This window comes from Pseudomonas sp. S2_B07, assembly GCF_054668435.1.
The window spans coordinates 2,935,657-2,958,842 of the sequence record NZ_CP162769.1; the positions used below are offsets into that span (position 1 = coordinate 2,935,657).

Consider the following 23,186-nt stretch of genomic DNA (forward strand, 5'->3'; position numbering starts at 1 on the left):
CGCTACGCCCTGGATTTTGCCGGTTCTGCGACCACCTCGACCTGAGAACTCGACATCAGCTCCGTTAACGTGGCGCTGCCGGCAACGCCTTTTAGCCTCAGTAACTCGGTCACTATTTCCGAAACCGCCCGTGACCGATAGCCATTGAGCGAAAGGAACACGTCACCCCGCAACGCCACATCCGCAGAGTAAACACCGCGAAAAATCAGGCTGTGCCCGCTGTCCAGGCCGTTCATCACCAGGTGTTCATCGACCAGGCTGACCCATAACTGATCCATGATCGAAGGGTCCAGAATCAGTTTCCCGGGAATCGAGGGTGGCCGCTCAAGCGAATAACGACAATCGACGATGACCGATTCAAGCTTCAACCAGGCCGCTCGGGTCAGTCGGCTTGTCGTGGTCCCCTGACCCATTTTGAGCACCAGGATGCTGACATCATCAGCAATCAACGGCAGAAGGTCATGGGCCTTCTTCGGCCCCTCGACCACCAGCACTTGGGCGTTACGCTGGATATAGTCGAGCGGTCCGACCGTGCTTTTTTGCGGATAGGTGTACAATAAACCATCTTCGCGTTCGTGCAGCATCGCACTGGTTTGATCCCGGGTGCCCACCAGCGTGTAGTGCGCAGTAACGGCGGCCTTCGGAATCCGGATCAATCGTCCGCTGCGGACCACATACCATTGAAGGCTGTCGGGGTCTTTGACGGACAGGAAATCGGCGCAGCGATATTCGTTCGCCAGCGCCGCCAGCCCCTCACTCAATGGCCCTTCCAGTGCCGCAACCCAGCGGCTGCCCACCCCCGTAATCCGGACCGGTTCGTTGTGCTGTAAATCCATCTCCAGGCCATCAAGCGTTGTTGCCTTCAGGCCGGCACCCTCCACTTTCACGTCGGTAAAGACCCAGGGCGCCCATTCCTGCATCGGAGCAGGCAATGCCTCAGCCTGCAAAAGCCGGGTTCCCGGGCCAAATGCAGCGTTCAAGTGTGTCGTTTCGATAAAGCGCTGGCTGAAAATCCTGCCCGTTGAAAGATCGAATAACCAGGCAGCCTGATTGTCCGGAACACTACTCAGCAACCGCACTTCTTTGCCATGGCCCAGGTCCGCGAGCAACAGCCGATCCTCCACATACCAGGCGCATAAATCGCCGCTACCCGTAAAGTTGCTCAACCCAAGAAGGGCGAGACTCGACACCGGATACTGCGTCGACACCGCAGGCAGTTCGGACCACCACCGGGCCCGATCCTTGAACCAGGTGCCCGTCAATCCGCCCAAGCGCAGATAGCCTTCCGACGTCATCGTGAAGAACAGGCCCGAGTCGGTCAGGGCAAGATGCCCCTGCTCGACCGCGACAACATTTTTCAGCCCTGTGGGGGCAATTTCTCTGGAAGACCATTGCACGCGCCCCTCGACCATCGACCTTTGCTGGCGCACGAGGCTTTGAATGTCCTTGTCGTAGGTCACGAACACCTCGCCCTTAGCACCGTCGGGCGCAATGAGTAAAAGGGTATCCAAGGCCTTGATCGAATCCTTCCAGCCTCGCACATGGTGACGCCGGGCGGGTGCACGGATGATCAACCCGTCAAGATCGCGGACCCAGACCAGATCACGGGAGTTGTCTTCGCGCTGCCAACAGATCGAAACCAGCGCACCGGGGCGCCAGTCCACGGTATCAACGAACGCTCCCGGCAACACATAATTGCCCAGTATCCGCTTCCAGTCCGTCAGCGTGTCAGCCTCTAAAACCGCCTGCAGTGCTGGATCCTGACCCAGGGTGATCGAGGCGAGCAACACCGTTTGCTGATGGATCAGGAAGGTCAGTTCATCGCGCTGGCCATCCTTGCGAACGTACTGCTGCACGATCTGAATGCCGCCGTTGGCCACGGCCTCACAGCGGTCAATGGTCAAGCCATCCCTGAACAGCAAACGGTAGCGCTGAACCAGCGTGCCGGTGATCGCGTCGACCTGCCAGACATCAAAACTCGCGGGGTGATAGAAATAGGCTGAGCCCTCGACCACGGCGCCCAGCACGGCTTCATCGGCCAGCAGGACATTCGGGTCGCGGATATACAGAAAACGATCCTGCGCCGAGTCGTAATACGCAGCCACCGTTCTCGGTTCGTCCGGTTTTTCAAACGGCACCACGAAGTTGTGAACGGGGGTGTAAGGCATGGCCAGTCGATGTTCGCGGGCCAATGACTTGAAGTGATCCAGCAGCGCTTGTTCCCCGAGCGCCGGATCGGCGTCTTCCTCGACCACCTCCAACTTCAGGGCAACAAGATCAACGCGCACGATTGTGTTCCCCGCCAGCTTGAGCAACACATCGTGAACGCCGCTGCCACTGAACTTCACACCCAGCGTGTCCGAAACGAGCCTGCCCGCAGTGGCTATCCGGATGTCTGCCTCCGTCAACCAGGGCGCCTGCAACACCCAGCGCATGGCCGTGTGACCGGGTGCGTCGAGTACAAGGCTCACCCCGGGATTGAGCAGTACGGAACATTGGGCGCCGGCGCCTTCGATCCGGTAGGAAACCAGTCCGTGCCACGCTTTTGGCAGGGCTGGCACCACCAGCGAACGTTCGATGTTGTCGAGACGCACGTTGAACACCGTGGGCTTGTAGACCGGGTTCAGCCGGCTGACCACGTACTCGCCGGGAAACGAGTAGAACGAAAACAGAAACTGCCATTGTCCCTGTTCATTCTTTTTCTCCAGCCGACGGGCCGTATCGAAGCCGCCGGCATGACGAAACGTGACAAACGGCAGCAATGTGTACTCATAGCCGTACCAGGTTTTGGGTGTGCCGGGCAAAACGATCGCCTGCCCGGGCGGCGGCGCGAAAGGCGCCGAGTCGGGCAACCCGAGGCCCACGCGGATGTCGGTGGCGCGGTCGTAATCCACATCGAAATCGGGAACCCCGAAATGGTCCCGTAGCGGGAACAGCCTGGGGCTGTCGAAACGGACGCAGGATGCGTGCAAATCGAGCTCGGCAAATACCGGCAAGGGGTGCGCAAGCCAGGCGTTCGAGGCCTTGTCCAGATGATAGCCGCCCTCTCGATAAGCCTTCTCCACCCCCTCAAAAAACCGGGCGACCTCCTTGGCTTCTTCGGCAATGGTGGCAAACCCTTCGGCCAGCGCAGCGACGCCCACCGCCAGCCCACCCAGAATCACCCCGGCACCGCCCAGCACCGCCGCCACCGTTCCCGCCCCGGCCAATGCCGCACCCAGTCCGGCGGCGCCCAACATGGCGCTCGCGGAGTCGAACGCCAGCTGCGTGCCGAATTGCGCCTTCTCAATGTCATTGGTGGCACGGCTTAACTGGTAAATATCAAACCCGACATTCACCATCCCCAACACCGTGCCGACGCCTTCATTGGCCACATGCCCCAACGCCTTTTGCACCAACGGTGCGCTGGTGCGGGCGATCAGTTTTTCATCGTCCAGTGCCTGACGCACCAGCGTCACGACGCCAACCACATCCACCACGTTGCCGTGGACCAGTTGGGCGTAATTGACATAGGCATGCAAGCGAATGGCCGTGGTCAGCGCCTTGTCACCCCCGCTGGCCGCGCCCTCGTGATGACGCAGCGCATTCATCAAGGCTTGCACAGTGAAACCGGCATTGAGCGTATGGACGCTGCCCGCCTCCGTAGGGTCAGGCAAGCTGGCCGACTCATGCGGTTGCGCGGCCAGCGTACGGAAGGTTTCCGAGAGGTAATTCTTGATTCTCAGGAATCGCGGATCATCGGTGGTGACGCGCACAATGGTCTGCGCTGGATCGGTATCGACCAGACTGATTTTGTACTCGCCTGCGGGGGTGATCTCCAGCGTTTCGAACAACGCAACTGCGCTCGACGACAGCCCGTGCTGCGCCTGCAACTGCCGGGTCGCCTGGGCGATCTGATCACCCCACCAATGGGCGTCCAGTTCCAGCAACGAACTGCCCAGCACCCCATTGCTGACCAACGACTGCCCTCGCGCGCTGGCCAGCCGCTGTCTTACCCGCGGCGCCTGGTCTGGCAGGCTGCCCGAATCGGAAAGACTCGACACCGGGACACCCGACGACAACACCTTTGCATTAAGACGGCCTGCGTCCAGCTCAATCAAATCAAAGGCTGGACGACCGGGCTCCCCATAAGCGGCGTAAGGCCCTGCCATCTCTTGGCTAATGAAAAAATGGGTCAATGCTGCACTGAGCGCTTGCGCGGTATTGAACTCGAAAACACCAAAGTTCGGATCGTAGAAATGATAAGTACTGCGCTCGTCCACCCTACTCTTGGCCAGCAGCATCGAGTGGTTATCCGAATTGAGCATCAACGTGCTGCTGCCGGTTTTCGCTTCAAGCGTCGCGATCACCTGTGCCAGATCGGAGCGCACGACCAGCCCGCCGAGGTCACGGATGTCGACGTCACGAAGTTCTTCGATAACGCTCACGAATGCATTCGAATCTCGGGTACCGGGTTCAATGACCGCCAGGTAAAACCGCTCGCGAAGCATGTTGGCCGCTTCGCTCCCCTTGCTGATCGCCGCCGCCATGGCCAATGCCAACGGATAGCAACGCCCGGCGATCCGGTCACCGGCGCCCTGGAGCAACAAATCCTGTGGCACCAGTTTGAAGGTGCCTTGATCGAAGCTTTCCAGTACATCGGTCATGCGCTCGCTGATGCGATCACGGAATTCGAGTTTGGCGACCTGCTGAATCCGGGCAACCTGGCGTCCCCATTGCAGCAAGGTCAGCGATTGCTCCAACGCCTGCTTCTTCAGTTCAATGCTGGTCTCGGACAATGTCACGGACGGTGTCGAGGCGCGGGCCAAACCGTCAACGAACGCCGGATGACTTTCTTTGAACAGCTCCCGTTCAATCGCCCCGTACCGGTGTGACACGCCCAATTCAGACACGTTGTTAGCGAGGTTTTCCAGCCGCGCGCGGACGTGATCAAAGTTGCGTTGATCCATCGCCCGCGCGCCCAGCAACGAACCGATCAGTAGCCGCTGTCGCGGATCAAGTTGCTCTACCTGCAACATCCCTCGGCCAATTCGGTGAAGCAATTCATCCAGAGCCAACTCCGCGGAGGCCGGCTCACCGACCAGCACCGGCGGTGGCGCGATCTCCTGCGCAAGGATGGATTGACGCTCGTCAAAACCCAGCTGCAATGGTTTGTCGAAAGCCACCTCACCGCTGGTCTGCTCACTCATTGCACGAAAGAAAGGTTCGCCAAGCTGTTCCGCCAGGGATTGCAGCAGTTCAGTCGACAACACGTGTCGACCTTCGATGACGGGCCAGCCATGGTCGAAAGAGAGCGTCTGGCTCTTCAGCAACTGATCCACTTTGCCCAGGTAACGCGCCTTGAACTGCCCGGCTTCCCACCGTTGTTTTTCGTTCTTGAACCACTCCTCGGTGTCGCTTTCGTTTTCTTTCCAGGAGTGGTCCAACTCCTCCTCGGTGGCCCGGTTCACCGTTGCGGCGGGGTCAATTGCCACATCCGTTCGCCAGGCGCCCGCTGCTCGTGGGGTGAAATGCCTGCTTGCGTAATCCGCGAGCGCATCGCGCATCGCAGCGGGCCCGGTCAGATAGATGGTCACTTCGCTTTGGGGGCGAATACCGTCGCTGTAGTAGGAAGCTGCAGCCAGAGCCAGAAGATACTGCGCAGGTTCTACATCCCCCGGCGAAGCACCTAAGAGGGCGAATTTTTCTTCGACGACATCCAACGCAATTTGACTGATGGCCTCAACATCGATAGCGGCGACTTGACGCTCCATGGCCAAACGGGCCGTGGCATCAACGATCTCATAATTGAGTTTGAAGCGATCAATCACGGCGCTGACCATCGCCGATCCTGGATGCGCCATGAGAAACGCATTACTCAGGCTGCCCCCTTCGGCAACCGCTCGCAGTCCGTCCGGTCGTACAAGGCGCTCTGCGGGCTCGCGAAAAACGCTATTCAACGGCGGATGACTGTTGGCGAACTGCTCCAGCGCCGGGCGATGTTCTTCAGGTATGCGCTCGAAGTAGCTTGTGTACATGCTTCTTGATGCCTCACGACCCGGCATCCACTCCGGGTTCTGATCCAGCAACAACTGCAAGACGCCCAGGCGCGCATCGCTGCTGAATTGACTGATGTCCACCCCGCCCAGCGTCTTCAGAAGAGGCGGCAGGTTATCGACATCCGCATAACTTCCGCCTTCAGCCATCAAGGCCTCAATGCGCACCACATCGGAAGCCGCGGCAAAGTTGCCTCGCAGACTGATTTCCCGTTGGTAAATATCCTGCAAGTGCAACGGTGTTCCATTCGCTGCAATATTACGAAGCTCCACACCGCCCTCGCCCATTGCCGAAATACTTTGATTATTCTTGTCCCGCAAGGCTTTCAAGCTGGCTTCATTCTGACCATATCCACGGACCAGATAATCAATTCGTGCATCATCCGCATTAACACCACGCGCTACCGCTTTGTTGATATGCGCGAACATTTGTTGTTTGAGAACAATGGCCCGCTCCTCATATTTATCACTCAGATCAAGAAACGATTCGCTGCCATGACCGCCATTGACCATTGCATCGGCCTTCGCGGCCTCGACAATGATCCGGTTGGTTTCATAGGCCAGTAATGCATCGCTGTCGTACCAGAGCTTCACGGTATAGCCCTGCCCGGCCAACACCTTTTGCCAGACATTAATATAGTCGCGCTGAATGTTTCCCAAGCCGCCCCCCAGCCAGACGAAGTGGAGATTTTTCGGCACTTCGGTGGCGGCGGTACTCAGCTGTTCAATGCTATTGGACAAGCGCGAGTGGAAGCCTTCGACCCTGTCGCGGATCTCCGTCAGCCCCGGCGCTGCGTCGCCCGGCTGTGCCGTGGGCCGCTCCACACCGGCTGCGCGCCGACGCCGGCGCTTGGGCTCGACAAAAGACCCGAGGGCCTCGCGCAGCAAACCCAGCGGCGCAAGCATTCTTGGAAAATCGAGCACTGAGATACAAGCAAAGTAATATCGAAATACTGCGTCATATTCCTCTGCACCTTTATGCTCTTGTAACGCCTGCTCAAGATCAGACAGTTTGAATAGATCGATAAAATCGACGTAGCCGTTTACATGACCAGTTGTTTGTTCACTCATAAAGATACTTCCCTGTAAAAATAAAAGCGGGCCTCCACCCGAACGGAGAACCCATCCGGTTATAAAACAACACTAACCGAACGATTTATCCGCTTCAAAGAAGAAAACAAACAATTAATGACCCGCCAAACATCCAGAAACTTTAGATATTCAAAAACAACAGAAAAAAGACCAGATAAAGGACAACCATCAACAAACTCGACAGTTTCCTTACACGTGAACAAAACATCGGCTTACATCAACACATCGAACGACCTGCCGCAATGACATCCTGTTCATTAACGGCAGATCGTTATAAAAGCGGCTTCAGAACGAGGCCGCCGACTTTCACGAAGAGGGCTTGTCACCGTACCAGCGTGGCGTATACACCCACTGGCCACCCTCGGCACGCGGGAACACGCAGGTGGTGGAAGAACCGACCAGCACCATGGTGCGCATGTCGACCTGATCGGGGGTCAGATCACCCAGCGTGGTGACACGCAACGTCTGGCCCGGACGACCAATGTCCCGCCCCAACACCACCGGCGTTTCAGCGGAGCGGTGCTGCGCGACAATCTCCAGTGCCCGCCCCAGTTGCCACGGGCGCGACCGCGAAATCGGATTGTAGAATGCCAGCGCCAGGTCGGCCTGAGACGCCAGGTCCAGCCGCTTCTCGATCATTGCCCAAGGCTTGAGGTTGTCTGACAGGGACATCACGCAGAAGTCGTGCCCCAATGGCGCGCCGGCCTGAGCCGCGGTTGCCAGGGACGCGGAGACGCCGGGAAGAATCTCCAGATCGACGCTGTGCCAGCCCGGCTCACTCGACTCATGCAGCGCTTCGAGTACGGCGGCTGCCATGGCGAATACGCCCGGATCCCCCGACGAAACCACCACCACCGACCGCCCTTGGGCCGCCAGCTCAAAGGCGTGGCGAGCGCGCTGCATTTCCTCGCGGTTGTCGGTGCAATGCAGCACTTGATCCTCGCGAAATGGCCCGGCCATGCGCACGTAGGTTTCATAACCCAGCACGTCATTGGCGCGCGCCAGTTCGGCCTTGACCGCCGGCACCATCAGTTCGGCAGCGCCTGGGCCCAGGCCGATCACGGCCAGACGACCGCGTGCACGCCCGATCTGTGCAAGCTCCAGTGGCTCGTTGGCCACCGCGATGGCGATGCCGGTCTCCGCCGACACAATGGTAGCGTTCGGCACGGTGTGGCGGGCCAGCTCGCTGACGCCGCCGTTGACCGACGCAAACCGCAGCGGCACGCCCAGTTCAAGCGCCGCTTCGCGCAACGCAGGATTGGCCATGTGCCGATCGCTGGCCAGCAAGCACGCCAGCGATTGCACGGCGATGTTTGCCTGATGCAACGCCCCGCGAATCGCGTTCGGCAGATCCGCCACCTCGGCGCTCACCGCCACCAGCACGCTGCGCGGGTAGATCAGCAATTCATTGGCCACCGGCGTGCGCTCGGCACTGCCAACATGAATCGACAACGGCGCCTCCGGGTCTTCCGGCAACTGCGCTTGTGCCAGCCAAGGGGCCGCCCCTTCGATGCGCACGCTGTGGCCCGCGAGCAGATCCGAAACAAAACGTTTGCCCAGTTCCAGATCGCCGAGGGCGTAGCCGTTGGGTGGATTGAGCAGGCAGGTGCCGAAGCGCAATTCACCGCTGGTGGTGATCGCCGCCGCCACGTCGAGACCGGCAGCAATCTGCCGCGCCATGACGTTCACGCCACCGAGACCGCCCAGCAGCGGCACCACGGCGCTGCCGTCTTCGGCCACCGCGAGCACTGGCGGTTCGGCGCCCTTCTCAAGCAGCAACGGCGCCAGGGTGCGGATCACGATCCCGGCCGCGCACAAGGCAATGATCGGTGTGTCCTGCTGATAGAACTCGCGCACGGTGGCGCCAAACTCGTGATAAACACGGTCCGCGCCTTCAACCCGTCCGGCCAGGCCATGAATCAGAGCGCCGGGGTAGACCTGCTGGATTTTGCGTGCGGTCGCGAGGCTGCCGTTGCCCAGAATGACAATCGCCGGAGCTGGACGGGCCATCAGCCTTGCCACCTTTCGCCGGGAACGATGATCAGCGAGAAGTATGGCGACGACATCGGCTCGACCTGGTCCAGTGGGACGATTTTCTGATTGGCCATGGTCGCGCGTTCGACGTAGAGCGCACGTTCCGCTAGACCGAGTTCTTCAAGCACTTGGCGGACCTTGGGGAAATTGCGCCCCAGCTTCATGATCACCGCCGCATCGGCATCGGCCAGCCGACGCTTGAGATCGTCGTGAGGCAGCACGCCGGACAGCACCGACAGACTCTGATTGCGGTACACCAACGGCGCACCCAGCACCGAAGCGCCGCCAAGCATCGAGCACACGCCCGGCACCACTTCGGCTTCATAGCGTTCGGCCAGCCGATCGTGCAGGTACATGTAGGAACCGTAGAAGAACGGATCACCCTCGCAAATCACTGCCACGTCACGGCCCGCGTCCAGATGCGCCGCGAGCTCTTCGCCGGCCGCATCGTAGAAATCGCTGATCACTTGCTCGTACGACAGCGGTGCCGGCAGTGCTTCGGTGGTCACCGGGTACACCAGCGGCAGCAGGGTTTGCGCGTCCTGCAAATGCGCCTCGATGATGCCGAAGGCGTTGCCCTTTTTGCCCTTGGCGACGAAGTACGCCACCACTGGCGATTCGCGCAACAGGCGCAGGGCTTTGACGGTAATCAGTTCCGGATCACCGGGGCCGACGCCCAGGCCGATCAAGCGTCCAGGTTGCTGCATCATTCGATCTCCGTGGCGAGGGCGTTGACGGCGGCGGCGGCCATGGCGCTACCGCCCAGCCGGCCTTGCATGATCACAAACGGTACACCGCGACTGTCGGCGGCGAGCGCAGCCTTGGATTCAGCGGCACCGACGAAACCCACCGGGAAGCCGAGGATCAGGGCCGGTTTCGGCGCACCGGCATCGAGCATTTCCAGCAGGTAAAACAGCGCGGTCGGCGCATTGCCGATCACCACCACGCTGCCTTCCAGGTGCGGACGCCACAGCTCCAGCGCAGCGGCGGAGCGGGTGTTGCCCAATTCGCGAGCCAGCTCCGGAACGCTGTCATCGCGCAGGGTGCAGATGACCTGGTTGTTCGCCGGCAACCGCGTGCGGGTGACACCTTCGCTGACCATCCGCGCGTCGCACAGGATCGGCGCACCGGCGGCCAGCGCCTCGCGCCCGGCCTTGCCCGCGCCTTCGGAAAACTGCAAGCCGTCGATCGCATCGACCATGCCGCAGGCGTGGATCACGCGTACCGCGAGTTTCTCCAGATCGGCGGGGATGCGTGCGAGGTTGGCCTCGGCGCGAATGATCGCGAAGGAGTTGCGATAGATCTCCTGACCGTCGCGGATGTAATCAAGCATCTAGGGGGCTCCGTGAGCGGTCGTCGAGTAAGGCTGCGACCGCTTCAATAGTAAGATTGCGTGCGTGCAGCGCGCCGAAACCGGGCTGTGCTGCGTCGCGAAAATAGAGGTCGTAATGACCGGCGGAAACCGCCAGCAAGGTCATCGGCGCGATGTGCGCAGCCGCGCAGGAGCGCGAGCAACCCGACAGGTGAACGTTCAGCGCCAGCCCTTGGCGTTGCAGCAGCGCGGCCAGTTGCCGGGCATCGCCCTTGGTGTCGGCCAGGCCTTTGCCGCAACCGATCGAGCCGGTGCAGGCGATCAGGTGGGCCAAGGCGTCATCGGCCGAGCAGCGCAGGCCGAGTTGTTCGAGGCTGTGGATAACTTGCGCTGCCTTGTCGAGCGGCACGCCGGGCAGCAACAGGCTTTGCCACGGCGTGAATCGCAGGCTGGTGTCACCGTGTTCCCGTGCCAGTTGTGCGACACCGCGCAGCATCGCGGGGTCGAGACGTCCCAACGGCGGTACTGCGCCGATGTACACGCGCTCGGCGTCACGCTGCGCATGAGCGCCGATGTGCAAGGCATTCGGACCTGCGATGCGCTGCCAACCCTCGATGGCTTTCAGCGGCACTCGCTCGGCCAGTCGAGCAAGAAACGCGTCGAGTGAACATTCAGCGAGCAAATGGCGCATGCGTGTCTGCTCGGGACGAGCCCTTTCAAGAAACAACTCCAGCACCGCAACGACCAGCGCATGGCCCTGATCCAGCGCCACCGAACCGGCAGGCACGTCTGTCGGGCACCCGGCCAGACCGAAAGCCCAGCGTTGTTCGCCGTCACGCTCAATCGCTGCCAGCCACAGGTCATGGGGATGTTCGAGCATCGCCAAGGCTTCGCCGCCATCCAGTTGCACGGCAAATTTGGCGCTGAGGTCATGCAAGCGTGCATCGCTTTGCAGCGTGGCGAGAACCTGCCCGGCCAACGGGCGCGTGTCGATCAACCGGTGCCGATCGATCCCGGCGCTCGGGCTGAGCATCAGGTTGCGCACATCATCGCCAGCGGCGCTGCTCGGGCCGAGTCCGGCCGCCATCAGGCTGTCGATCAAGGCTGCGTGTTCACCGCCAATCCCGCGAATTTGCAGGTTGGCGCGGTTGGTCGCCTCGATCACGCGCCCGGCATAGCGTTCGGCAGCACTCGCCACCGCGTCGGCCTGATCGGCGCTGATCGAACCACCATTCAACTTGATCCGGCAGATGCCGCCGTCCAGTGCCTGGACAATACGCAGCAACCCCGGGCAAGCCGAGGGGCGTAAGGCAGTGGACATCGGACGTTCGTTCAAGGGGGCGACCGGCTGTGTGGGAAAGGCGCTTCGCGGGCGAAGGCGCGGTATTATGCCTGCTTTGTCAGGCGGCATGAAAAGCCTGCCCGTCGGAACCGTCCGATTGAGGACTATTTTTAAGGACTGCAGATGTCACCCTGGCTGACAGTAGTGGGAATCGGTGAAGACGGCTTCAAGGGCCTGGGCAGAAACGCCCGGCATGCCCTGCTGCGCGCTTCGCGGATTATGGGCAGCCAGCGGCAACTGGATCTGCTGCCAGTGTGCATCCGTGGCGAGCGCCAGGTGTGGCCGAGCCCTTTTTCCCTTGAGCCGCTGTTGGCCCGTCGCGGTGAGGCGGTGTGTGTGCTGGCCAGCGGCGATCCGATGTTCTTCGGCGTGGGCGCCAGCCTTGCGCGCCAGGTGTCGGCTGAAGACATGCAGATCCTGCCGGCGCCTTCCTCCTGTTCGCTGGCAGCCGCGCGAATGGGCTGGCCGTTGCAGGAGGTGGTGACGCTTTCAGTCGTTGCCCGGCCGCTCGCCGCCCTCAATGCGCAGGTGTTCAGTGGCGTGCGTTTGCTGGTGCTGAGCAACGACGGTCAAAGCCCGGCGGCGATTGCCGCTCTGCTGCGCGAACGCGGTTTCGGTCCGAGCCGCCTCACCGTGCTGGAACATCTGGGCGGTGCAGCCGAACGGCGCATCGATGGCGTTGCCAATGACTGGAATGATCCGCTGATCGCCGACCTGAACCTGGTTGCCATCGAGTGCATCGCCGAGCCGAGCACAGCGAACCTTTCGCGATTGGCCGGGTTGCCGGACTCCGCGTTCAAACACGACGGCCAACTGACCAAGCGCGACGTGCGCGCCATCACCCTCGCGCGCCTCGCGCCGGTGCCGGGTGAGCTGCTGTGGGACGTCGGCGCTGGCAGCGGCTCGATTGGCATCGAATGGATGCGCGCCCACCCGACATGTCGCGCACTGGCCATTGAAGCCGATGAAGGTCGACAGTCGCTGATCGAACACAACCGCGACGCCCTCGGCGTGCCCGGACTGCAACTGATTCGCGGCAACGCACCCCAGGCCCTGGCCGGGCTCGAACGCCCGGACGCGATTTTCATCGGGGGCGGCGTCACCCGTGAAGGCGTGCTCGATACCTGTTGGGCGCAACTCAAACCCGGCGGTCGATTGATCGCCAACGCGGTCACGCTGCAAAGTGAAATGACCCTGATGGCCTGGCGCGAACAGCATGGCGGCGAGCTGACCCGCATCCACATTGCCCAGGCGCAGCCGCTGGGTGAATTCGACACCTGGCGCCAGGCGCTGCCGATTACCCTGCTGGACGTGACGAAGCCCTGCGATGCGTGACGAAACCGCCGAACAACCCGCCCCTTTGCGCAGCGGCCTGACCACCGGCAGCTGCGCCACCGCCACCAGTCTGGCCGCAGCGCGTCTGTTGTTGGGGGGCATGGGTGCTGACGCGGTCGAGATCGTATTGCCCAAGGGCAAACACGTGCAGATGCGCCTGGAATTTTGTCGCCTGACCGACGACGGCGCCGAAGCCGGAACAATCAAAGACGCGGGCGACGACCCTGACGTAACGCACGGCGCCCTGCTGTACACACACGTGCGCCTGAGCGTCGAGCCGGGCATTCATTTCAAGGCGGGGCGTGGTGTCGGCACGGTGACGCGCCCCGGCTTGGTACTGGCCGTCGGCGAACCGGCGATCAATCCGGTGCCGCGCAAAATGATCACCGATCACCTGACCTTGCTGGCCGAAGAACTCGGCTACCGCGGCGGCTTCGAGGTCACCGTCAACGTCGAGGACGGCGAAGCCCTGGCGCTGAAAACCATGAACCCGCGCCTGGGGATACTGGGCGGGCTGTCGATTCTCGGCACCAGCGGCATCGTCCGGCCATTTTCGTGTGCGGCGTACATCGCCTCGATCCACCAAGGCATCGACGTCGCCAAAACCAACGGTTACCTGCACATTGCCGCCTGTACCGGCAACGCCAGCGAAGACACCATGCGCCGGGTCTACGACTTGCCGGAAATCGCCCTGATCGAAATGGGCGACTTCGTCGGCGCCGTACTCAAGCATCTGCGCAAAGTGCCTGTGGATAAACTCAGCCTGTGCGGCGGCTTCGGCAAGATCAGCAAACTGGCGGCCGGGCACATGGATTTGCACAGTCGGCATTCGAGCATCGACCTGCCGCAACTGGCGGAATGGGCAGCAGCGGTCGGCGCGGATGAAGCACTGCAACAGGCCATTCGCGAGGCCAATACCAGCCAGCAAGCCTTGGCGATGGCTGCCGCTGCGGGCATCGCCCTCGGTGATGCGGTGTGTCAGCACGCCCTGGAATTTGCCCGTAGCGTGGTGCCGGCGCAGGTTCAGGTCGAAGTGTTTGCCATCGATCGTCAGGGCGGCATTGTCGGCCATGCGGGGGCTTTTCAATGAAGCGCATCTTGCTGCTCGGCGGCGTGACGGAAGCGCTGGCCATCGCTCGCACCCTTGGCCCTGAACACATTTACAGCCTGGCCGGTGTGGGTCGGGTGCCAACGGATCTGACCTGTCAGGTGCGCGTCGGCGGCTACGGCGGCGCGGAAGGTCTGGCGCAGTTCATTCGCGAAGAAGGCATCGACCTGCTGCTGGACGCGACCCATCCCTACGCCGCCCAAATCAGCCACAACGCCGCGACGGCCGCACAGCTGACCGGCATCACCTGCTGGGCGCTGCGCCGTCCGGCCTGGCGACCCCTGGCCGGGGATGACTGGCGCGAAGTCGCCGACTGGTCCGAACTGATCGAAGCCCTGCAACCCTTCCACCGCCCCTTATTCACCCTCGGTCGCGAACCCTTGCAGCACCTGCACGAAATCCCGCCGGAGCAATTCTGGACGTTACGTGCGCTGGACGTTTACCCCGGCAACGACCGCTGCGAAGTCATCGGCGCACGCGGCCCGTTTGTGATCGAGGAAGAACGCGAGCTGTTTGAGCGCCGACAGATCGATGTGCTGATCAGCAAGAACAGCGGCAGCACCGCGACCGAGCCGAAGCTGGAAGTGGCGCGGGAGCGGGGGGTGCCGGTGATTGTTTTGAAACGGCCGGCGTTGCCACAAGTTGATCGAGAGTTCAGTACGCTGGCGGACGTGCTGGCAGCCTTGCGCAAGAGTTCGACACAAAACCTGTAGCAGCCGGACGCAACCTTCGGCAGCGGCTACAAAAAATGCGCGCCCCTCGCTGGTCGGCACTGGCAATCTGAAATTCGCGACTATCATGAAGTTTATGAAAGCGTGGCACTGCGACACCACACCGCACGCCGCTTTTTTACTTATCGGCCCTGATCAGGCTAAATAGCTGCGCTTGATCGCCCACCCAAACGGATTTCCCCATGTCCCGACATCGGCTTGCAATTGCCTGGATCGCCTGCTTCGCAGTGCTGTTCAACATGCTCGCCATGCCGATGAGCAATGCGATGGCGCAGTCTGCCAAATCGCCTGCCGAGCAATTGTTGTGGGGCAGTTTCTGCACGTCCAGCGGCACCAAGATGGTAGCGATTTCCCTGGGCGATCTCGGGCAGAAAGCGCCGCAAGGCGACGATCACTCCAACATGCAGCATTGCTGGTGTTGCTCGGGCGCAGCGCCTGTCGTGGCGCTGCCAGGGCATGAGCCGCAGCTGTACTTCGCGCAGTTCGAGGCCAATCGAAGCCTGCCTGCCGTCACACTCGATATCCCCACACCGCGCCAGCAATGGCCCAACCTCAACCCCCGCGCTTCCCCTCTGGTGTGATTCCTTCTCGCAATTGATCTGCGTTTTGAATCGCTCTGGAGAACTGCCATGTTGAACAAACTCATCGTTCTGGCCGCGTTGCTGCTGCCTGCCTGCTTTGCCAATGCCCACGAATACAAAGTCGGCGAGCTGGAAATCGCTCACCCGTGGTCGCAGGAGTTGCCGCCGAACGCGCCAACCGTTGCCGCCTATTTCGTGATTCACAACAGCGGCAAAACCGCTGATCGCCTGCTGAGTGTCGACTCGCCGATTTCGGCCGTAGCCGAGCTGCACGAACACGTGATGCAAGGCGATCTGATGAAGATGCAACAGGTGCCGAGCGTTGATATTCCGGCGGGCGGCAACGTCATGTTTGCGCCGATGGCCTATCACGTGATGCTGGTCAACCTGAAAGACCGTAGCCTGTTGAGCGACGGCAAACGCTTCCCGCTGACGATGCATTTCGAGAAGGCCGGTGACGTGACGGTCGAAGTCTCGGTGCAGAAGAAGCCGCCCGAAGACATGCAGATGCACGCTCACGCCCAGTAACCGGCTGAGCAAATGCGCCCGCCTAGCGCCAGGTCATCCGCGACACGCCGTCAGTCATTGAGCCTGACGCGCGGCAGCTGGATCAGCCTGTTCGCCATGCTGATGATCTTTATCGGTCCGCTGATTTCTCAGTCGATGCCGATGGATCAACGCGCCTCGGCAATGGCCATGAACATGTCGATGGACATGAGCATGGACATGTCAGCGATGGAGCACGCCGACCACGGCGCGCAACCCGCTGCCGAGCACTGCCCGCCCACCCCGTCGCACCACGCGATCTGGGAAAAATGCGGCTATTGCAGCCTGCTGTTCAACTGCCCGGCGCTGACCGGCGGTGTTTCATTCACAACTTTCAACACCCCGCTCCCCCACACCTTCACTACTCCGTCCCCCCGCCTGGGCCACGCCCGGCAAACCGTCTTCCCCGGCGCCCGAACCCGCGCCCCGCCCATCGTCGCGTAAACACCCACCTCTGATCTCACACGGATTCGAAGACAGCTTCAGGCTGTCGGCCGTGTCGTTTATGCCGCTCGATGGAAATTGTCATGTCCAGGTTTTCTGCTGACTCACGCTTGAGCACTGCCCAAGCTTCTTTTGCCCTGAACGACGCCAGTGTTCGTTTCAGGCACGCCACCGCCTTCCTTTGTGGCGCTCTATTAACACCCATGGCGCTGGCCGATGAACACGCGGGCCATATCGAAGAACTGAGCCCGACGGTGATCACCGCGATCGCTCCCAGCTCGCCGCTGACCATCGTCACCCACCCCAAGGACCCGCGCCAGCCGGTGCCGGCCAGCGACGGTGCCGACTATCTGAAAACCATCCCCGGCTTCGCCCTCGTGCGCAACGGCGGCACCAACGGCGACCCGGTGCTGCGCGGCATGTTCGGCTCGCGGATGAACATCCTCACCAACGGTGGCCAATTGCTGGGCGCCTGCCCCGGCCGGATGGACGCGCCGACTTCGTACCTCTCGCCGGAAACCTACGACACACTCACCGTGATCAAAGGTCCGCAAACCCTGCTTTGGGGACCGGGTGCATCCGCCGGGACCATCCTCTTCGACCGTGAACCGGAAAGCTTCGGCGAACTCGGTACGCGGGTGAACGCCAGCGTCTTGGGTGGCTCCAACGGCCGTTTCGACAAAGTGGTGGACGCCGCTGCCGGCGGGCCACTGGGCTATGTGCGAGTGATCGGCAACACCGCGCACGCCGACGATTATCGCGATGGCAACAACGACACCGTGCCCTCGCGCTACGACAAGTGGAACGGCGACGTCATGCTCGGCTGGACCCCGGACGCCGACACCCTGCTGGAACTGACTGCCGGCAAGGGCGATGGTGAAGCGCGTTACGCCGGGCGCGGCATGGACGGTTCGCAGTTCAAGCGTGAAAGCCTGGGCCTGCGTTTCGAAAAGTCGAACATCGGCGACGTGCTGGACAAGGTCGAAGCGCAGATCTACTACAACTACGCCGACCACGTGATGGACAACTACACCCTGCGCACGCCCTCCGGCACCGGGATGATGTCCGGCCCGATGGCCTCGAACGTCGACCGCCGCACCCTCGGCGCAAGGATCAAAGGCACCTGGCGCTGGGCCGATGTGCAGTTGATCAGCGGCCTCGATGCGCAAACCAGCGAACACCGCCAGCGCGGCAGCATGGGCGTCGACACTTACAAAAACCTGCCGTACACCGAGGACGCCGACTTCCACAATTACGGTGTTTTCAGTGAACTGACCTGGTACGCCGCCGACCGCGACCGGCTGATTACCGGCGCGCGCCTGGACCGCGCCTCGGCCAAGGATTACCGGCAAACCACCGGCTCAGGGATGACGACCCGCCCCAACCCGACCGCCGACGACACCCGCGCCGACACCCTGCCAAGTGGCTTCGTCCGCTATGAGCATGACCTGGCCGACAGCCCGACCACCCTCTACGCCGGCATCGGCCACACCGAGCGTTTCCCGGATTACTGGGAGCTGTTTTCACCCAAGCTCGGCCCCGCCGGTTCGGTGAATGCCTTCGATTCGATCAAGCCCGAGAAAACCACCCAGCTCGACTTCGGTCTGCAATACAAAACCGAAAACCTCGACGCCTGGGCCTCGGGTTACGTCGGCAAAGTCCACGACTACATCCTGTTCAACTACCTCCCGACCCCGATGGGCACCACCTCCCAGGCGCAAAACATCGACGCGCGAATCATGGGTGGCGAGCTCGGTGCGGCCTACAAGCTGACCTCCAACTGGAAGGCCGACGCGACCCTGGCCTACGCCTGGGGCAAGAACAGCAGCGACGGCAACGCACTGCCGCAAATGCCGCCACTGGATGCGCGTTTCGGCCTGACTTACAGCGAAGACAACTGGAGCGCCGGCGTTTTGTGGCGGGTGGTCGCGGCGCAAAACCGCATCGATCAGAACAAGGGCAACGTCGTCGGCAAAGACTTCGACAAGACCCCGGGCTTCGGCGTGTTCTCGCTCAACGGTGCCTACCGAATCGACAAGCACTGGAGGGTCAGCACCGGCGTCGACAACCTGTTCGGCAAGGCCTACGCCGAGCACTTGAACCTGGCCGGCAACGCCGGTTTCGGCTACCCGGCCAATGACCCGCAGGCCATTAAAGAACCGGGACGAACGCTCTGGACCAAGGTGGACATGAGTTTCTAAAGGCATCGCGGGCAAGCCCGCTCCCACATGGACAGTGTGAAACCTGTGGGAGCGAGCTTGCTCGCGATCGGTTGCGCAGCAACCGCCAACAAACAACTAAAAGATCCATGCCAAAGCGGAGCACACGTGATGAAACAGCCCAAAGTGAATTTCTACAACCTGGCCTGGCGCTGGCATTTCTATGCCGGTCTGTTCGTGGCCCCCTTCATGGTGATGCTGGCCCTGACCGGCACCCTTTACCTGTTCAAACCGCAACTCGATCCGTTGATGTACGGCAGCCTGATGACCGTCCCGGCCGACCACCACACGGTGTCCGCCGACGACCTGCTCAAACGCGTGAAAGAGGCATATCCACAAGCCACGATCAAACAGTACCTGCCGCCGGTCAACGCCGAGCGCAGCGCGCAATTCGTCGTGATCAACGGCGGCACCGAACTCAACGTGTTCATTGATCCGTACCACGGCGACATCCTCGGCGAGCAAGACGCCAAGAACAACCTGCAAGCCATTGCACGGGCGATTCACGGCGAGCTGATGATCGGCACCGTCGGTGATCGACTGATCGAAATGGCCGCCGGTTGGGGCATCGTGCTCGTGGTGTCCGGGGTGTTCCTGTGGTGGCCCCGAGGTCAGGCGGCCGGCATTTTGTGGCCACGCCTGAGCAGTCGCGGTCGCGTGTTGTGGCGTGATCTGCACGCGGTGACCGGGTTCTGGGGCGCCTCGTTGCTGCTGGTGATGCTGCTCAGCGGCATGACCTGGACCGGGTTCTGGGGCCAGCAATACGCTGGCGTGTGGAACGTGTTCCCGGCCGCCATGTGGGACAACGTGCCCACGTCCGATGTCGAAGCGCGCAGCCTCAACACCGCCACCCGACAGACCGTGCCTTGGGCAATGGAAAACACGCCGATGCCAATGTCTGGCGGCGACCACGCCGAACACATGGCCCACGGCGGCGCGCAAGCCGGCCCCGCCGCCCCGACCATCAGCCTGCAAGACGTGCAAAACATCGCCGTGCAACGCAAGGTCGAGCCGGGTTACAGCATCACTTTCCCGAAAACCGCCACCGGCGTGTTCACCATTGCCGTGTTCGCCGACGACCCGCGCAACGACGCCACCCTGCACGTCGATCAATACACCGGCGACGTCCTCGCCGACGTGCGTTATGAACAATACGGCCCCGTCGCCCGCGCCACCGAAATCGGCGTGATGCTGCACGAAGGCAAGATGTTCGGTGTGGTCAACCAGATCATCGTGCTGCTGATTTGCCTGATGATCCTGCTCAGCGCCGTCAGCGGCGTGGTGATCTGGTGGAAGCGTCGGCCACAGGGCAAATTCGGTGTTCCACCGCTGCGCCATGACCTGCCTAAATGGAAAACAGCGATGGTCATCATGTTCGCCCTGGCGGTGATGTTTCCGCTGGTGGGGGCTTCACTGGTGGTGGTCTGGGTGCTGGATCGCGTGCTGTTGTCGCGCCTCACCCGACAAACTGAATCGGCCTCATCTTCATCATGAAACAGGCGAGATGCGCGGGTTAGACAGGCCTGTAGACTTCCCGCGCTTATCTCGCGCTTATCTTTAGTGTTACTGTATAACTATAAATTCATCGTTTGTTTCAAAACCGCCATCGCGGGCAAGCCCGCGATGACGTCATCCGCATCACCAAAATCTCCGAGCAAACGCATGACCTCGCTGACCCTCAAAAACCTCGCCTGGACACCCCTGGGCCACGGCAATTGTCATCACCAGTTCCAACTGCGTGATGCCTCCTTGCACGTGGCCGCCAGCGAGTTCGTCGGGTTGATCGGCCCCAACGGCAGCGGCAAGACCAGCCTGTTGCGCTGCGCCTGGCGCTTCAGCAAACCCGAGAGTGGCGAGGTCCAGTTCAATCACCACAACGTCTGGAAGCAATCCTCCCGTTGGTGCGCGCAACGCATCGCCGTGGTCTTGCAAGAATTCCCCGACGCCTTCGGCCTGACCGTTGAAGCAGTGGTCGCCATGGGCCGCACGCCGCACAAAGGCCTGTTCGATGGCGACACCCTCGAAGACCGGAACCTCGCGACCCAGGCGCTGGAATCGGTCGGCCTCAACGGCTTTGAAGACCACGCTTTCGCCACCCTCTCGGGCGGTGAAAAGCAGCGGGTGATCCTCGCCCGCGCCCTGGCGCAACAGCCGCAATTGCTGATCCTCGACGAGCCGACCAATCACCTCGACCCGCGCTATCAACTGGAACTGCTGCAACTGGTCAAACGCCTGAAGATCGGCACCCTCGCCAGCATCCACGACCTCAACCTCGCCGCGGCTTTCTGTGATCGGCTGTACGTGATCAACCACGGCCGCATCGTCGCCAGCGGCACCCCCAAAGAAGTCCTGACCGCCCCGCTGCTGCGCAACGTTTTCGGCGTCGACGCCTTGATCGACGACCATCCCCTGCACGGCTACCCACGAATCACCTGGATAACCCAACCATGACGTTGCGTCCCCTGCTGTGTGCCGCCCTTCTGCTGGGCAGTGCCCAGGCCTTGGCCGAGGCCACTCATTACCCGCTGACCGTGCACAGCTGCAACCGCGAAGTGACCTTCAAGCACGCGCCAAAACACGCGGTCAGTCACGACATCAACATGACCCAGATGATGCTCGCCCTCGGCCTAAAACCGAGCATGGCCGGCTACAGCGGCGTGAGCGGCTGGAAGTCGGTGACGCCCGAGATGCAGAGCATCCTCGACGGCTTGCCGGAGCTCGCCGCCAAGTACCCGTCGGTGGAAACCCTGCTCAACGCCAACGTCGATTTCTTCTTCGCCGGGTGGGATTACGGCATGCGCGTGGGCGGCGACCTGACGCCGCAAACCCTGCAACCGTTGGGCATCAACGTCTATGAGCTGACCGAGTCCTGCGCCTTCGTGATGAAGCGCCCGGCCGCCAGCTTGGAAGACACCTACAACGACCTGCGTAACCTCGGCAAAATCTTCGACGTGCAAGGCCGCGCCGACGCCTTGATCGCGCAGATGCAGGCGCAAGTCGACGAGGTGCGCCAGGACCTGCCGGCGGACAAGCCGCGGGTGTTCCTGTACGACAGCGGTGAAGGCCGCGCCATGACCTCCGGGCGCCTGGGCATGCCGCAAGCGCTGATCGATGCGGCGGGCGGGCGCAACATTCTCGATGACGTCGACGCGAGCTGGACGCGGGTCAACTGGGAGAGCGTGGTCGAGCGCAATCCGCAGGTGATCGTGATCGTCGACTACGGCGAAGTCACTGCCGAACAAAAGGAGCAATTCCTGCTCGACAACAAGGCGCTGCAATCGGTGGACGCGATCAAGAACCAGCGCTTTATCGTCATTCCCTACGTGCAGGCCACGCCCGGCATCGACAACGTGTTGGCGGTAGAAACCCTGGCCAAAGGGTTCCACGGCGAATGATCAATCGTCGCTACGGTTTGTTGCTGCTGGCCCTCGGCGCGTTGCTGCTGGTGTCGTGCGTGGTGTCGCTGGGCTTCGGCCCGGCGCGAGTGCCGGTGGACGTGGTGTGGCAGATTTTGCTGCACAAGGTCTTTGGGCTTGGTGAGGTGAGCTGGAGCGCCGGGCAGGAACATATCGTGTGGCTGATCCGTGTACCGCGCATGTTGCTCGGCGCGCTGGTGGGCGCCGGGCTGGCGTTGATCGGCGCGGTGCTGCAAGCGGTAACGCGTAATCCGTTGGCCGATCCTCACCTGCTTGGGGTCACGTCCGGCGCGACCCTCGGCGCGGTGATTGTGGTGCTGCATGTGGGTGAGATTGTCGGGCTGCTGACCTTGCCGATGGCGGCGTTTATCGGTGCGTTGGTCAGCATGCTGATCGTGCTGGTGATCGCCCATCGGCACGGGCGGCTGGACAGTGATCGGCTGCTGTTGTGCGGTGTGGCGGTGTCGTTTGTGATGATGGCGATGGCCAATCTGCTGCTGTTTCTTGGCGATCACCGCGCCAGTTCGGCGGTGATGTTCTGGATGCTCGGCGGGCTCGGGCTGGCGCGCTGGGAATTGCTCGCGGTGCCAGCGGTTAGCGTACTGCTGGGGTTGGTGTTGCTGCTGGGCATGGCCCGGCCGTTGAATGCGTTGATGGCCGGCGAGCAGACGGCGGTGACCCTCGGGCTGAATGCGCGCAGTGTGCGGTTGCGGGTGTTTTTGATTGCGTCGCTGATGACCGGGGTGCTGGTCTCGATCAGCGGGTCCATCGGTTTTGTCGGGCTGATGGTGCCGCACATTGCGCGGCGGCTGGTCGGGGCGGAACATCGGCGATTGCTGCCGGCGTGCGTGTTGCTCGGCAGCCTGTTCCTCGTCTGGGTCGACGTCGCCGCCCGCACCCTGATCGCCCCGGAAGACCTGCCCATTGGCGTCGCCACGGCGGCCATCGGCGGGCTGTTCTTCATCGGCCTCATGCGCCGCCGCTGAGCCGT

General features: G+C 61.8%; 16 protein-coding genes. 11 read left to right on the plus strand and 5 right to left on the minus strand.

What is annotated here, in order from left to right:
• Positions 1-2: 2 nt before the first annotated feature.
• From AB4N43_RS13575 to cobG, 5 genes are all read right to left on the minus strand, one after another.
• Complete coding sequence (locus AB4N43_RS13575; protein WP_460154145.1) at positions 3-7,106, minus strand: TcdA/TcdB pore-forming domain-containing protein; 7,104 nt, start codon at positions 7,104-7,106, stop codon at positions 3-5.
• Positions 7,107-7,433: 327 nt separating this feature from the next.
• Entirely contained in the window at positions 7,434-9,137 is a 1,704-nt protein-coding gene (gene cobJ / locus AB4N43_RS13580) for a precorrin-3B C(17)-methyltransferase (protein WP_460154146.1), read from the minus strand.
• A complete protein-coding gene (locus tag AB4N43_RS13585; protein ID WP_017336332.1) occupies positions 9,137-9,868 on the minus strand; it encodes a precorrin-2 C(20)-methyltransferase in 732 nt (243 codons plus the stop codon). Before AB4N43_RS13585 ends, cobJ begins: the two co-directional genes overlap by 1 nt.
• Positions 9,868-10,494, minus strand: a complete 627-nt coding sequence (locus AB4N43_RS13590) for a precorrin-8X methylmutase (RefSeq protein ID WP_027921911.1) — start codon at positions 10,492-10,494, stop codon at positions 9,868-9,870. The genes AB4N43_RS13585 and AB4N43_RS13590 overlap by 1 nt, the downstream gene beginning before the upstream one ends.
• Complete coding sequence (gene cobG, locus AB4N43_RS13595; RefSeq protein ID WP_460154147.1) at positions 10,487-11,794, minus strand: precorrin-3B synthase; 1,308 nt, start codon at positions 11,792-11,794, stop codon at positions 10,487-10,489. The genes AB4N43_RS13590 and cobG overlap by 8 nt, the downstream gene beginning before the upstream one ends.
• Positions 11,795-11,938: 144 nt before the next feature.
• Between cobG and AB4N43_RS13600 the strand changes: the two genes are divergently transcribed.
• From AB4N43_RS13600 to AB4N43_RS13650, 11 genes are all read left to right on the plus strand, one after another.
• The gene (locus tag AB4N43_RS13600) at positions 11,939-13,150 is read left to right on the plus strand and encodes a bifunctional cobalt-precorrin-7 (C(5))-methyltransferase/cobalt-precorrin-6B (C(15))-methyltransferase (protein ID WP_027921913.1); all 1,212 of its coding nucleotides are present in this window, start codon (positions 11,939-11,941) and stop codon (positions 13,148-13,150) included.
• Complete coding sequence (locus AB4N43_RS13605) at positions 13,143-14,240, plus strand: cobalt-precorrin-5B (C(1))-methyltransferase (RefSeq protein WP_194940955.1); 1,098 nt, start codon at positions 13,143-13,145, stop codon at positions 14,238-14,240. Before AB4N43_RS13600 ends, AB4N43_RS13605 begins: the two co-directional genes overlap by 8 nt.
• Complete coding sequence (locus AB4N43_RS13610) at positions 14,237-14,971, plus strand: cobalt-precorrin-6A reductase (protein ID WP_460154148.1); 735 nt, start codon at positions 14,237-14,239, stop codon at positions 14,969-14,971. Before AB4N43_RS13605 ends, AB4N43_RS13610 begins: the two co-directional genes overlap by 4 nt.
• 200 nt (positions 14,972-15,171) lie before the next feature.
• Entirely contained in the window at positions 15,172-15,570 is a 399-nt protein-coding gene (locus tag AB4N43_RS13615) for a DUF2946 domain-containing protein (protein ID WP_027921916.1), read from the plus strand.
• Between the two features lie 48 nt (positions 15,571-15,618).
• The gene (locus AB4N43_RS13620) at positions 15,619-16,098 is read left to right on the plus strand and encodes a copper chaperone PCu(A)C (protein WP_027921917.1); all 480 of its coding nucleotides are present in this window, start codon (positions 15,619-15,621) and stop codon (positions 16,096-16,098) included.
• A 12-nt stretch (positions 16,099-16,110) separates the two neighbouring features.
• Positions 16,111-16,560, plus strand: a complete 450-nt coding sequence (locus AB4N43_RS13625) for a DUF2946 domain-containing protein (protein WP_027921918.1) — start codon at positions 16,111-16,113, stop codon at positions 16,558-16,560.
• Between the two features lie 83 nt (positions 16,561-16,643).
• Positions 16,644-18,761 carry a TonB-dependent copper receptor gene (locus AB4N43_RS13630; RefSeq protein WP_460154149.1) on the plus strand — a complete coding sequence of 706 codons (2,118 nt, stop codon included), beginning with the start codon at positions 16,644-16,646 and terminating at the stop codon, positions 18,759-18,761.
• 129 nt (positions 18,762-18,890) lie between these two features.
• A complete protein-coding gene (locus AB4N43_RS13635) occupies positions 18,891-20,273 on the plus strand; it encodes a PepSY-associated TM helix domain-containing protein (protein WP_027921920.1) in 1,383 nt (460 codons plus the stop codon).
• A 168-nt stretch (positions 20,274-20,441) separates the two neighbouring features.
• Positions 20,442-21,230, plus strand: a complete 789-nt coding sequence (locus AB4N43_RS13640; RefSeq protein ID WP_460154150.1) for an ABC transporter ATP-binding protein — start codon at positions 20,442-20,444, stop codon at positions 21,228-21,230.
• Positions 21,227-22,174 carry an ABC transporter substrate-binding protein gene (locus AB4N43_RS13645; protein ID WP_460154151.1) on the plus strand — a complete coding sequence of 316 codons (948 nt, stop codon included), beginning with the start codon at positions 21,227-21,229 and terminating at the stop codon, positions 22,172-22,174. The genes AB4N43_RS13640 and AB4N43_RS13645 overlap by 4 nt, the downstream gene beginning before the upstream one ends.
• Positions 22,171-23,181, plus strand: coding sequence for a FecCD family ABC transporter permease (locus AB4N43_RS13650; protein ID WP_027921923.1), 1,011 nt, complete (start codon positions 22,171-22,173; stop codon positions 23,179-23,181). Before AB4N43_RS13645 ends, AB4N43_RS13650 begins: the two co-directional genes overlap by 4 nt.
• The last annotated feature ends 5 nt before the right edge of the window (positions 23,182-23,186 follow it).

Bases quoted from the DNA above. Each gene is read 5' to 3' on its own strand.
- AB4N43_RS13575 (WP_460154145.1), bottom strand. From the start codon at position 7,106: ATGAGTGAACAAACAACTGGTCATGTAAACGGCTACGTCGATTTTATC.
- cobJ (WP_460154146.1), bottom strand. From the start codon at position 9,137: ATGGCCCGTCCAGCTCCGGCGATTGTCATTCTGGGCAACGGCAGCCTC.
- AB4N43_RS13585 (WP_017336332.1), bottom strand. From the start codon at position 9,868: ATGCAGCAACCTGGACGCTTGATCGGCCTGGGCGTCGGCCCCGGTGAT.
- AB4N43_RS13590 (WP_027921911.1), bottom strand. From the start codon at position 10,494: ATGCTTGATTACATCCGCGACGGTCAGGAGATCTATCGCAACTCCTTC.
- cobG (WP_460154147.1), bottom strand. From the start codon at position 11,794: ATGTCCACTGCCTTACGCCCCTCGGCTTGCCCGGGGTTGCTGCGTATT.
- AB4N43_RS13600 (WP_027921913.1), top strand. From the start codon at position 11,939: ATGTCACCCTGGCTGACAGTAGTGGGAATCGGTGAAGACGGCTTCAAG.
- AB4N43_RS13605 (WP_194940955.1), top strand. From the start codon at position 13,143: ATGCGTGACGAAACCGCCGAACAACCCGCCCCTTTGCGCAGCGGCCTG.
- AB4N43_RS13610 (WP_460154148.1), top strand. From the start codon at position 14,237: ATGAAGCGCATCTTGCTGCTCGGCGGCGTGACGGAAGCGCTGGCCATC.
- AB4N43_RS13615 (WP_027921916.1), top strand. From the start codon at position 15,172: ATGTCCCGACATCGGCTTGCAATTGCCTGGATCGCCTGCTTCGCAGTG.
- AB4N43_RS13620 (WP_027921917.1), top strand. From the start codon at position 15,619: ATGTTGAACAAACTCATCGTTCTGGCCGCGTTGCTGCTGCCTGCCTGC.
- AB4N43_RS13625 (WP_027921918.1), top strand. From the start codon at position 16,111: ATGCGCCCGCCTAGCGCCAGGTCATCCGCGACACGCCGTCAGTCATTG.
- AB4N43_RS13630 (WP_460154149.1), top strand. From the start codon at position 16,644: ATGTCCAGGTTTTCTGCTGACTCACGCTTGAGCACTGCCCAAGCTTCT.
- AB4N43_RS13635 (WP_027921920.1), top strand. From the start codon at position 18,891: ATGAAACAGCCCAAAGTGAATTTCTACAACCTGGCCTGGCGCTGGCAT.
- AB4N43_RS13640 (WP_460154150.1), top strand. From the start codon at position 20,442: ATGACCTCGCTGACCCTCAAAAACCTCGCCTGGACACCCCTGGGCCAC.
- AB4N43_RS13645 (WP_460154151.1), top strand. From the start codon at position 21,227: ATGACGTTGCGTCCCCTGCTGTGTGCCGCCCTTCTGCTGGGCAGTGCC.
- AB4N43_RS13650 (WP_027921923.1), top strand. From the start codon at position 22,171: ATGATCAATCGTCGCTACGGTTTGTTGCTGCTGGCCCTCGGCGCGTTG.